Source organism: Pseudoalteromonas phenolica (assembly GCF_044788725.1).
Classification (GTDB): domain Bacteria; phylum Pseudomonadota; class Gammaproteobacteria; order Enterobacterales; family Alteromonadaceae; genus Pseudoalteromonas; species Pseudoalteromonas phenolica_C.
In genome coordinates this window covers 1414576-1427477 of sequence record NZ_CP173161.1, presented here as the reverse complement: position 1 = coordinate 1427477, position 12902 = coordinate 1414576, and the positions used below count along the sequence as shown (strand labels likewise).

Here is a 12902-nt window from a genome sequence, read left to right as displayed (position 1 = left end):
TTAAATTTTTACTTGAGTAACAAACACACCCCGTACTTCTATTTAAAATACATAAATTGAACGATTAAAGGTGAGGTTATGTTCTTCAATATTTTAATAAGGCTTACAACGATGTTATTATCGGCTCAAATCAGTCCAACAGTGGCGTAATCATGGAAAAATACGAAGAGCTACTTGTCTCTATTAGAAAAGTTATACGTGCCATAGACTTGCATTCGAAGCAATTAAACAAGTCATCTGGCTTGACCGGTCCACAGCTATTGATCATGCAAGAAATTGCACGTGTAAAAGGTGTAACAGCTAGCCATGTTGCGAAACAAATAAACTTAAGTGCAGCAACTGTCACAAATATTTTAGACAGACTCGAAAACAGAGGGTTAATTGAGCGAGTTAGAAGCTCTGAAGACAAACGACGTGTTGGGTTATTTTTATCTGAAGATGGTAAGACTGCATTAATTGATGCACCTCAACCTCTTCAAGAGCATTTTATTCAAAAATTTTGCCAACTAGAAGAGTGGGAGCAATCCTTATTGCTTTCATCTATGCAGCGCATTGCTTCAATGATGGATGCAACAGAAATAGACGCAGCACCTGTACTTGAAATTGATCCGATGCACATCAGTAGCCAAAAACAGGCTGAGTCAGAATAAGTCTCTTAATCACGGGCAGCACTTGTTTGTAATACTGCCCTTTTGATTACACCAATCACTCTGCCAACTTTTTAAACCAGAGATTCAAAGATTTAAATTCATCTTCAATTCGGTTGTTATTAGTTAGCCGCCCACCAAACTCATATTTTTGCTGCGAAAATATCTTGTTGACTGGAAAAGAGGTCGCCAAACATAAGGTATAAACGTATTTTATATCTTGCTGTTTTAAAAACTGCTTAACTTTATTTAAAAGCGCGGATGCTATGCCTTGATTCTGAAATTGCGTCATCACGCCCAGATCGTAAATACGCGCATTGCTGGTGTCTGCATCTAACTCCACTCGTAAGCAACCAACAATAACGCCCATATAATCAGCGCAGTAGTATTGCACGCCATGATTCATACTTGTCTTAATGAATTCTTCGTTACTCACTGGAGATGAGTAATTGGTATAAACATGCCCATATAATTTACTTAGAGCACGAATATCGGTGAGATTGCAGCTTCTGAATTGAACCGGCTCGTTAAACTTGCCCGAATGCCAAGGGTTAGCTTTTAAGGCTTTGGTAACGATTTCATCGTATTGTTGACTAAATTCACTTTGCTCACGATTTTTATCTAAAAAATAAGAAATAAATACCGCATCTTCGCTTCCGAAATAACCTGGCACTGTTGCTTCAATCTTATAGCCTTTTTTCAAAAACGATACTAACTGTGAGCCTTTTACTTTTGCGATTATCTTGCCATAACCTTGCGCTAAAGCGACTTGAACTAATGCGTCATGGAAAGTATTCGGGGTTTTTATCGTCGAGTCTGTCACATAAATTCTGCTATTTAGCTGACCGTGGCGGATTTGATTAAATTCAACAATTTCATCACAGTCGTAATAACTACTTGCTACGGCTGACATGATCTCTCCATAAATAAGTTAATGCGAGAAAACACTTACTAAATACAAATCATTGTCGAAAATAATTTGATTTAAAACTTTAAAACGCACACACACCCGCACATCAAATTAAGGTTATTTGTTTATATTCAATATCTTATAAATTTAACCAAGGAGGGCATGACGCTACAAAGCGGCTTTCAAATACTTTGTATTCGAAGCATATTACCAATTATTAGAACTCGAATCAAATTACAAATCGCTAAGAACACTAGCCATAAAAGCTACATTTCAGACTATATTTACAGCAAACACCCAGTAAATTTGAAAATAGCACCATAAAAACTCCCCTACCCTCGATTTAAAACAACTTAATCAATATAAAAACCACCAAAAAACTACAATCACAAATCATTTTAACTATAAATTTAACTACTCAAACAAAAATAATTAAAACCAAGCACACAAAACAAAACCCAGTACAAAACAACAACTTAAAACACATTAATTTATAAATACAAATATCAAAAACCAATGCAAGCTTGAAAAATTACTTAGAACTCTATAGGATTTATTTTAATTGAACGGTCAATTAATAAAAAGTTATGCCAAAAGTAGGAATGGAACCGATACGTCGCCAACAACTCATTGAAGCAACGTTAGAGTCGGTCGCAGAAGTGGGCTTACATGCCACGACCATAAACAGCATTAGTAAAAGAGCGGGCTTATCCTCAGGGATCATTAGCCATTACTTTGGAGGTAAACAAGGCCTCATCGAAGCGACTGTGCGCTTTTTATTAAACAATTTAAAAACCAGTTTGATCAGTAAAACTCAGCAATCTTGCTCTGCTGAAGAGCGGTTAATGTTCATTGTTGAGGCTAACTTTTCAGTTATCCAACAACAAACCAGTAGTACAAAAACTTGGTTAAGTTTTTGGGCGCAATCAATGCATGATGAACAATTGCACCGATTGCAAACCGTAAATGCAAAACGCTTATACAGTAACTTAGCATTTTCTTTCAAAACGTTAATGCCAGAACACGATGCCAAACGCGCTGCTAAATTAGCGGCGGGTATGATCGATGGCTTATGGCTGAGGGCTGTTTTAAGTAAGGCCTCAGAGCAAGAATTTAAGCAAGCTGAGCAGCTTGCAAAACATTATGTGTCTTCCCTCATTTCATCTTGTGGAGCTTAAAAATGACCACACCTGTTTATCAGAATTTTATCCATGGCCAATTTGTGCCGAGCCAGAGCAAAGAAACTTTTGCAGTCAAAAACCCTGCAACTGACGAAGTGATTTATCATGTCGAAGTTGCAGATGAGTCAATTCAAGAAAAGGCCATTGCCAGTGCTCGCGAAGGTTTTGCAGCTTGGTCAGCAATGGTCCCTATCGAAAGAAGCCGAATTCTAAACAAAGCCGTTTATTTATTACGTGAGCGTAACGACGAGCTAGCAAAAATCGAAGTATTAGACACAGGTAAACCAATTCAAGAAGCGGATTGTGTCGACATTCAAACTGGCGCCGATGTAATTGAATACTTTGCTGGTCTTGCTCCAACACAAGTCGGTACACAACAACCCGTTGGTAACGACTTTTTCTATACCCGCAAAGAACCTTTAGGTATTTGTGCAGGTGTCGGCGCATGGAACTACCCGCTACAAATTGCCTGTTGGAAATCAGGCCCCGCTCTTGCTGCAGGTAATGTTTTAATCTTTAAGCCATCAGAAGAAACACCTCTTGGTGCAATTAAACTGGCTGAAATCTTCATTGAAGCGGGTATGCCAGCAGGTGTATTCAACGTCGTACAAGGTGCTGCTGAAGTCGGACAATGGTTAACAACACATCCTGAGATCGAAAAAGTATCGTTCACTGGCGAAGTTGGCACAGGTAAAAAAGTCATGCAAAGCGCCGCATCAAACTTAAAAGATGTGACCATGGAGCTTGGCGGCAAATCACCTTTAATCGTATTTGATGACGCCGATATCACAGAAGCTGTAAGCGCAGCAATGCTGGGGAATTTTTACACCCAGGGCGAGATCTGTACTAACTGTACTCGTGTGTATGTTCACAAATCTGTCTACACACAATTTATTGACCAGCTTAAAGCTCGCACTGAAGCAAATATTATCGCAGGAGATCCCCTTGATCCTAATGTTAATTTGGGCGCGCTTATTTCTAAAAAGCACCAAGAATTGGTGCTGGATTACATCGAAAAAGGCAAAGCCGAAGGCGCCATTTTATTAACAGGTGGCCATGCTTTATCGCCTGAGTCTGCCCCGAACGGTTACTTCGTTGCACCGACTATTTTCACAGACTGTACTGACGACATGACCATTGTCAAAGAAGAGATCTTTGGTCCAGTTATGAGCGTGTTAGTTTTCGAAGATGAAGCTGATGTGATCACCCGCGCTAACAATACAGAGCTAGGGCTAGGCGCCGGTGTATTTAGTCAAAACATTCAACGCGCACACCGTGTTATCCACCAGCTTAAAGCCGGTATTTGTTGGATAAATAGCTATGGTAACTCCCCTGCCGAAATGCCAGTTGGCGGTTATAAGCAATCAGGTATTGGTCGCGAAAATGGCATCGAGACTTTAAATAGCTACACACAAACCAAGTCGGTTTATGTGGGTATGAGTCAAATCGAAAGCCCATTTTAGGAGTCTAACATGCAGTACGATTACATCATCGTCGGTGCAGGCTCTGCGGGTTGTGTACTGGCAAATCGCCTTTCAGCGGATGCAAAAAATAAAGTGCTATTACTAGAAACCGGTGGCTCTGATAAAAGCATTTTTATCAAGATGCCGACGGCGCTGTCTATTCCGATGAATACCGACAAGTATGCATGGCAATTTCATACTGAAGCGGAACCTTATTTAGACAACCGTAAGATGCACTGCCCTCGCGGTAAAGTGCTAGGAGGGTCATCATCAATTAATGGCATGGTGTACGTGAGAGGTCACGCCAAAGACTTTGATGAATGGCAAGCTCACGGCGCACAAGGCTGGGATTACCAAGCCTGCTTGCCTTACTTCAAAAAAGCTGAGAGCTGGTATCAAGGTGAGAATACCTATCGTGGTGGTGCAGGTGAACTGGGCGTCAACAACGGTAATGAAATGAAAAACCCGCTTTATAGCACCTTTATTGAGGCGGGCGCTCAAGCCGGATACCCAGTCACAAATGACTATAACGGTGAGCAGCAAGAAGGCTTTGGCCCAATGCACATGACGGTAAAAGACGGTGTGCGTAGCTCAACCTCTCGCGAGTATTTAGACCCAATTAAACATCGCAACAATTTAACTGTGGTCACAGGTGCCCTTGTCAGCAAGGTGTGTTTGCTCGATAAAAAGGCCACAGGCGTTGAATATCGTGTGAGTGACAAAGTATTCCAAGCGGATGCTAGTAAAGAAGTCATATTAAGCGCGGGCCCAATTGGCTCTCCTCATATTCTGCAATTTTCTGGTATCGGTGAGCGCGAAGCCTTAGAAAATGCGGGTATCGAAGTTAAACATGAGCTGCCGGGAGTCGGTCAAAACTTACAAGATCACCTGGAGTTTTACTTCCAATACAAGTGTAAAAAGCCAATTACTTTAAACGGTAAACTTGGCTTAATTTCAAAGGGCTTGATTGGCACTGAATGGGTGTTGAATAAATCAGGTCTTGGCGTCACTAACCATTTTGAATCTTGTGCTTTTATTCGCTCAAAAGCCGGTATTGAGTGGCCTGATATTCAATATCACTTTTTGCCAGCGGCGATCCGTTACGATGGTAAGTCTGCATTTGATGGCCATGGTTTCCAAGTACATGTTGGACATAACAAACCTAAGAGCCGAGGGAGTGTGACTATTCAGTCAAATGACCCACTAGTGCCACCAAAAATTCAATTTAATTACTTGCAACACCAAGACGACATTGAAGGCTTTAGAGCGTGCGTTCGCCTTACGCGAGAGATCATCTCTCAACCTGCTTTTGATGAGTATCGTGATGGCGAAATTCAACCTGGTGAACATATTCAAACTGATGAACAGATTGATGAGTTTGTTCGACAAGCCGTTGAGAGTGCCTACCACCCTTCTTGCTCATGCAAGATGGGCGAAGATGAGATGGCCGTAGTGAACTCACAAACCCAAGTTCACGGTATTCAAGGCCTGCGAGTGGTGGACTCTTCCATTTTTCCAACTATTCCGAATGGAAATTTGAATGCACCGACTGTCATGGTTGCTGAAAAAGCCGCAGATATGATTTTAGGTAACGCGCCATTGGCACCTATGAATGCCAAGGTGCACTTACATGAAGATTGGCGTAACAAGCAAAGATAAAAAGAATCACACAGGTGCACTTAACTGTTGCACCTTGCTCTTACGGTGTGCCGTTTAGGTTGAATGGGAGCAACGACATATAACAATCATAACGGGAGAAAATATGAGTTATTTCTACTTATTTTGGGAGGGTGACAATGACCTTATGGCTTAGTGCAGGCATTTTATTTACCCTACTTTCAATTGCTTTCATTATTTACAAATGGGGCAACGTCGAAGTGGTCGGTGTGACACCGGTCAAAACCTTTACCTTTATTGCTATCTTGTTTACTTCAGGCCTAGATGTTGGCTTAGTGATGTTTCCACTCACTGAGTTTGCAGGTTATGCAGACATAAACGCAAGCCCAGAATATGGCTTCACAAACCCACTTGCTATCGAGTTTGGTTTTTGGGGGTTCTTGATCTGGGGATTCTACTTCCTTACCTGCTTTTATTTCTGTGTAATTGAACCTAAAGTAAAGTTCTTCGAGATCCCTCTCGTTAAACTACTTAATAATGTTGTGATCATAGGCACCTGTGCGTTTACCGCATACTTACTACTTTCAAACCTGCCGTGGTATTTACCGAGTATGGGGGACGGTGAGTCAATCATTCCGACTTTCTACCTCATTGTATTTGCAGCCATCGCATTTGCCGTGTATTCAAGTACTGACATTAAGTATGTACGCTTTTTAAGTATTACCACCACTTGGGTATTCATTGGTTTAATTGGATTAATGTGGGCGAATGCTTTCGTATTTGGCGACAGTGCGATTTCGGGTTACTTCAATAACTTTGCCTTAATCGGCGACTATTTTGCCAACATGCATCAGTTTGTATTGCCGATTAATGATTACCATGAGTTTTACTTATTCTGGTGGTTTGCTTGGAGCATCATGATCGGTCAATTTACTTCACGTTTCGTTGGTGGACTTAAGACCTATCAAGTACTTGCTGCGATGTTGATATTCCCATCAATTCCAATTGCGGCTTGGTTTGCGGTGCTTTATCACTACCATGAAGCTGGCATTGCAACAGATGGTCTAGTGAATTTTACCATGGTGTTTGTTGGTATTGTATTTGTGATCAACTCTCTCGATTCGCTTGTACGTTTATATACAGATAATTTAGGGATCACAGTTCAAAAACTTGGTAAAGCAAAATACATCGCGCTTAACATCGCCGCGCTCTCTCTGCTGACCCTACTTTTCAAACTCAACTTTTTACAGATCCAATGGGTTGGCGCCATTGTGATCGGCATTTTCTTCGCCTGTTTTGGTTACATCTTAGTGCAAAAATACAAAGCTGTAGCCAATATTGAAGGCTCTCCAAAAGAAAATGAAATCGACTATACAAAAATAGAAACAGTAAGCTAATTATGACAACAATGATCAAAACATCTCTTATTTCTCTAGCGCTATGCTCAAATTTGGCAATGGCAGATTGGAGCACAACTGTAACAGGCGCATCTGACTATACTTTCAATGGTGTTAGCCAAACTGATAATGGACCTGCTATTCAAGCGAGTCTTGATAAAGCATTTGATAATGGCGTATATGCTGGCTCTTGGGCATCGAATGTCGATTTTGGTACCGACACAAACTTAGAGTGGGATTTCTATGTAGGCCGCTACGCTGAATTAAACAGCCAATGGAGCATTGATTATGGTATCGCTTATTACACGTATCATGGTGAAAACGCTTCTAGCGACGGTAACTACCCTGAAGTATACGCCAAGTTCGGTTTTAACAATGAGCTAGGTAATACCGAGTTTAACTTCTGGTATAGCTGGGATTATTTTGGAACAGATGCTGGCCATACTATTGCGATGGTGGCACACACCGTTGAACTTGCGCCGAACCATAATTTAAGAGCCAGCTTTGATATCTCAAACTCATTAGATGGCGATAAATATAGTTGGCAAGCGACTGACAAGTCTTACCATCACTATCGTTTAGCGTATCAAACAAGCTACGAAGGTTTTAATATTGAGGTGACAGCTGAAAACACCAACCTAGATTGGGATACAGCTGATGAACGCATCGTACTTTCTGTAGCAAGAACATTCTCTTTATAAGCTGAGTTTAATAATTGAAAGGGTGACACTTCACAGTGTCACCCTTTTTTATTTTTAGCTGCAGTTCAATGCAAATTTACAATTAAAGCAATGCGCTTAAGAGACCGGCCCTTCATCACGAAGAATATGTAAAAAGTGCATGTGTTTTTGATATTGATTTATCACATCATTGATCACAGCAGTTTCTGACCAGCCCATAATGTCATAGTCCTGCCCGCCTTCAAGTAAGTGCACTTCTGCACGGTAATAACTCTCACAGCCCTCTTCTTGATCGTGACTAAAGCTTGGTTGTACATGTTCTTTCTTATATACACCATAAATAAAGTCATGCTCTTCACCATGGTTTACAACAAGAGAAATACACTTGTCTGAAGTTTTGATTTCTACTTCAATATCGTTTAGTTCAAACTGAGCTTTTAATGCTTTAAACGCCCGCTTCACTTCTTTATTTAAAAACTGATTGATGTCTTTTTTATCTGGCGTTGAAACTATGTTATTCAGCTTTTCTTTCCAATCAGAGGTTTCTTCACTGCTCATGTTTAGCACCGCATGATGCTGTAAACTCTCACGTTTCGCACTTTCAACTTCTAATGCTTTCACTAACCCAAAACATGAGAACAATAGCACAAGAGAGAATGGCAAGGCACTGGCAATCGTCATGGTTTGTAGGGCTTCTAAACCACCTACCAAACTCAATGTTGCAGCAACCACACCAACACTAATCGCCCAGAATAGACGCTGCCAAATTGGTGTATTATTCTCACCATTTGAACACAGCATATCGATTACCATAGCACCCGAATCGCATGATGTGACAAAGAAAATAACAATCATAGCAACAGATAATACAGTCAATATCGTTGACCAAGGGAACTGCTCTAAGAACACAAATAATGCCACCGAAGAGTTCTCGCTAACCATATTTGCAACTTGCTGAGCGCCCTGTTCAACTACCATGTAAATCGCACTGTTACCAAATACTGTCATCCAAAGCAGTGTAAATGCAGTAGGCACTACCATCACGCCTAATACGAACTCTCGAATAGTTCTACCTTTTGAAATACGTGCGATAAATAAACCTACAAATGGTGCCCATGCTAACCACCAGCCCCAATAGAAAATAGTCCAACCGCCAATCCAGCTTTTTTTCTCATAAGCAAATAAATTAAATGTGTTCGAGACAATTTCTGAAAGATAAGCGCCAACGTTTTGCACATAGGCTTGTAATAAAAATACGCTAGGACCTAGTATGAAGATAAATGCCAGTAACGCTATCGCCAATAGCATATTGGCTTCTGAGAGAATTTTAATGCCTTTATCTAACCCTGTTGCCACCGACACCGACGCCAATGCAGTGATGACCACCATGATAATGACTTGATTGGTTTGGCTGACGTCAAATTCAAATAAATAATTAAGTCCGGCATTTACCTGGCTCGCACCTAAGCCCAAAGAAGTCGCCACACCAAAAACCGTACTAACAACCGCGAAAATATCGACTAAATGCCCTTGCCAGCCATAGATTTTATCGCCAATAATCGGGTGAAGTGCCGAGCGTAATGTTAAAGGTAACTTATGGCGATAGCTGAAGTATGCCAATACTAAAGCAACAATGGCGTAAATCGCCCACGCATGAAACCCCCAATGAAAGAAGGTAATTTTCATTGCTTCTTTGATTGCTTCTAGAGAGCCCTGCTCTGCCGTTGGTGGTGACAAATAGTGCATAATCGGCTCTGCCACGCCGAAAAACATTAAGCCAATCCCCATACCTGCTGCAAACAGCATGGAGATCCAAGTGCCTAATGAATAATCTGGGGTTGCATGGTCAGGCCCTAGTTTTACCGAGCCAAATCTAGATAAGCTTAGATATAATACAAAGCCCAAAATGATGGCGACGGTAAGCACATAAAACCAACTACCATTGGCTGTGATAGCGTTTTGAATATCTGCAAATAATGACTTTGCCATATTTGGGGCTGAAACAGTGATGATCATCAATAAGAGGATCACCAAAGAGGCAGGGTAAAACACCGCCTTGTTAAATTTTGCTTGTTGTCCGAGCATGGAACACCTTTTGTTTCGCTTAGAAAAGCTTTTATCTATAAGTAAAAATATCAATTTAAGTTGCACGTTTTAAACTGAAAAAATAAAGAAATAGATAAAAGCGCCATGAATATTTAATTTCACATCTAACTAATTATATGAAGTTTTCGTACAAAAGTAATCTTGGCGTTTAATTAGGAGATCTAGCGAGCTGAATTCATTTACTTAATTAATCAGGCATAAAAAAAGCACTTAACAAAGTAAGTGCTTTTTGAGTAATGTAATTTTTTGCTGAATGCCTATTCAGGCTCATAACCTAAGTTAGGTGACAACCAGCGCTCTGCCTCTTCAAGGCTCATATTGGTTCGCTTGGCGTAGTCTTCAACCTGATCCTTTTGGATTTGTGCTACTGCATAATATTTAGAATCAGGATGAGAGAAATACCAACCCGATACCGCAGCACCTGGCCACATTGCATATGAGCTAGTAAGTTGCATACCTATACGATCTTCAGTTTGTAGTAATGACCAGATCTTTTTCTTCTCAGTATGCTCAGGGCATGCAGGATAACCCGGTGCAGGGCGAATGCCTTGATAGTTTTCGCGAATAAGTTCTTCATTACTGAGGTTTTCATCGGCTGCATAACCCCAGTATTCTTTACGAACTTGTTCGTGAAGGTATTCAGCAAAAGCCTCAGCTAAACGGTCAGCTACCGCTTTAACCATGATCTTGTTGTAGTCATCTTGCTGTGCATCGAACGCTTCTGCTAAGTCGTCTTCTTCAAGGCCACCGGTTACTGCAAACGCACCAAAGTAGTCTGGTGTGCCTTTCGGGGCGACATAATCGGCTAAACAGTAATTAGGGAAGTCTGTTTTCTCAGTCTGTTGACGTAAGTGACAACTTAGCTCTAATACTTCAGTTCGTGATTCATCTGTATAGATTTCAATGTCATCACCAACACGGTTCGCTGGGAATAAACCAATCACACCAAGTGGCTTAAGCGCTTGTGTTTTTTCAAACTCATCAAGCATGGCATTGGCATCGTGATAAAGTTTTTTCGCCTCTTCACCAACAATTTCATCATCAAGAATACGAGGAAACTTACCTGCCAATGACCAAGTCATAAAGTAAGGTGTCCAGTCGATATATTCGCGTAATGTTTTAATGCTGACATCTCTAAACTCTGTAACGCCCAGCTTTTTCGGCACAGGTGGCGTGTAGTTATCCCAATCAAGCTTTGCGGCATTATCACGGGCACGCTGGATAGTAACCGGCTTACTGCGTGGTTTTTTACGCGCTTGTTGCTCACGAACCTTTTCGTATTCAGCAGTAGTTTTGGCTAAAAACTCCGGTTTTTGTGTTTTGCTTAATAGGCTTGAGACAACACCTACCGCACGGCTGGCATTATTTACATAAACCACGCCTTTGTCGTACTGAGGCTCAATTTTAACTGCAGTGTGAGCTTTAGAAGTCGTTGCACCACCAATTAAAAGTGGAATATCAAAACCACGACGAGTCATTTCTTTCGCCACATGTACCATTTCATCAAGAGATGGCGTAATAAGGCCCGACAAACCAATGGCATCGGCTTTTTCGTCAATGGCGGTTTGCAGAATTTTCTCTGCAGGCACCATTACGCCTAAATCGACCACTTCATAGTTGTTACATTGCAGAACTACACCGACAATGTTTTTACCAATGTCGTGTACGTCACCTTTAACCGTTGCCATGATGATTTTACCGTTAGTTGCCCCCTCTTCTTTCTCCGCTTCGATATACGGATCAAGGTAAGCAACGGCACGTTTCATTACACGGGCTGATTTTACAACCTGAGGCAAGAACATTTTACCGGCACCGAATAAATCACCGACCACATTCATGCCGTCCATCAATGGACCTTCAATCACTTGAATTGGTTTATCCATCGAGGCGCGACACTCTTCGGTATCTTCTTCAATATACTCGGTAATGCCTTTAACAAGTGCGTGTTCTAAACGCTTTTCTACTGACCAAGTTCGCCACTCTAAATCTTCCACTTTTTCAGCTTGCGCTAAACCAGAATATTTAGGTGCCAACTCAACCAGTCGCTCACCCGCGCCAGGGTCAGTATTTAATACAACATCTTCTACGGCTTTTCTCAGCTCTAAAGGAATATCGTCATAAACTGCAAGCTGACCGGCATTTACAATGCCCATATCCATGCCTGCTTGAATGGCGTGGTATAAGAACACTGAGTGAATGGCTTCACGAACCGGGTTATTGCCACGGAACGAGAACGACACATTCGATACACCACCCGATACTTTACAGTGCGGTAGGTTTTGCTTGATACGACGAGTGCCTTCGATAAAGTCAACCGCGTAGTTATCGTGCTCTTCAATACCCGTTGCTACCGCAAAGATATTCGGGTCAAAGATGATGTCTTCGGGTGGGAAGCCTAGTTGGTCGACCAAGATACGGTAAGAGCGCTCACAAATTTCAAATTTACGATCAGCTGTTTCGGCTTGCCCTGTTTCATCAAATGCCATAACGACAGCCGCAGCACCGAATCGCTTGATAATTTTAGCCTGACGAATAAACGGTTCTTCACCTTCTTTCAGTGAAATAGAGTTAACAATCGCTTTACCCTGAATACACTTTAAGCCCGCTTCAATGACTTCCCATTTAGACGAGTCAACCATGATAGGCACGCGCGAGATGTCTGGCTCAGAAGCAATCAGATTTAAGAATTTGGTCATTGCCGCTTTCGAATCTAACATGGCTTCATCCATGTTGATGTCGATAACCTGCGCGCCGTTTTCAACTTGCTCACGCGCAACATCAAGGGCTGTTTCGTAATCTTCTTCTAAAATTAGGCGCTTGAATTTTGCAGAGCCGGTAACATTGGTACGCTCACCAACATTGGTAAAAATTGCGGTATTTTGTTGCGTCATCTGATACTTC

Annotated in this window: 9 protein-coding genes; 6 read left to right on the top strand and 3 right to left on the bottom strand. The window is 41.5% G+C overall.

What is annotated here, in order from left to right; translation table 11 throughout:
- Positions 1 to 152 precede the first annotated feature (152 nt).
- Positions 153 to 650: a MarR family winged helix-turn-helix transcriptional regulator gene (locus ACH784_RS06640; protein WP_404394442.1), complete on the top strand. Its 498-nt coding sequence runs from the start codon at positions 153 to 155 to the stop codon at positions 648 to 650.
- Between the two features lie 55 nt (positions 651 to 705).
- Here the strand turns inward: ACH784_RS06640 and ablB are convergent, their stop codons facing one another.
- A complete protein-coding gene (ablB, locus tag ACH784_RS06635) occupies positions 706 to 1560 on the bottom strand; it encodes a putative beta-lysine N-acetyltransferase (RefSeq protein WP_404394439.1) in 855 nt (284 codons plus the stop codon).
- Between the two features lie 584 nt (positions 1561 to 2144).
- Between ablB and betI the strand changes: the two genes are divergently transcribed.
- From betI to ACH784_RS06610, 5 genes are all read left to right on the top strand, one after another.
- Positions 2145 to 2735, top strand: coding sequence for a transcriptional regulator BetI (gene betI, locus ACH784_RS06630; RefSeq protein ID WP_404394436.1), 591 nt, complete (start codon positions 2145 to 2147; stop codon positions 2733 to 2735).
- A 2-nt stretch (positions 2736 to 2737) separates the two neighbouring features.
- On the top strand, positions 2738 to 4201 hold the full coding sequence (betB, locus tag ACH784_RS06625; RefSeq protein ID WP_404394434.1) for a betaine-aldehyde dehydrogenase: 1464 nt from the start codon (positions 2738 to 2740) through the stop codon (positions 4199 to 4201).
- Between the two features lie 9 nt (positions 4202 to 4210).
- Positions 4211 to 5860, top strand: coding sequence for a choline dehydrogenase (betA, locus tag ACH784_RS06620; RefSeq protein WP_404394431.1), 1650 nt, complete (start codon positions 4211 to 4213; stop codon positions 5858 to 5860).
- Positions 5861 to 5997: 137 nt separating this feature from the next.
- Positions 5998 to 7215 carry a BCCT family transporter gene (locus ACH784_RS06615; protein ID WP_404394429.1) on the top strand — a complete coding sequence of 406 codons (1218 nt, stop codon included), beginning with the start codon at positions 5998 to 6000 and terminating at the stop codon, positions 7213 to 7215.
- Positions 7216 to 7217: 2 nt separating this feature from the next.
- Positions 7218 to 7916 (top strand): TorF family putative porin, encoded by a 699-nt coding sequence (locus tag ACH784_RS06610; protein ID WP_404394426.1) that lies wholly within the window; start codon positions 7218 to 7220, stop codon positions 7914 to 7916.
- Between the two features lie 96 nt (positions 7917 to 8012).
- Here ACH784_RS06610 and ACH784_RS06605 read toward each other — a convergent pair whose 3' ends face one another.
- Together ACH784_RS06605 and metH are read right to left on the bottom strand one after the other, a co-directional pair.
- Positions 8013 to 9980 (bottom strand): BCCT family transporter, encoded by a 1968-nt coding sequence (locus ACH784_RS06605; RefSeq protein ID WP_404394423.1) that lies wholly within the window; start codon positions 9978 to 9980, stop codon positions 8013 to 8015.
- 278 nt (positions 9981 to 10258) lie between these two features.
- Complete coding sequence (metH, locus tag ACH784_RS06600; RefSeq protein WP_404394420.1) at positions 10259 to 12892, bottom strand: methionine synthase; 2634 nt, start codon at positions 12890 to 12892, stop codon at positions 10259 to 10261.
- Between the last annotated feature and the right edge of the window lie 10 nt (positions 12893 to 12902).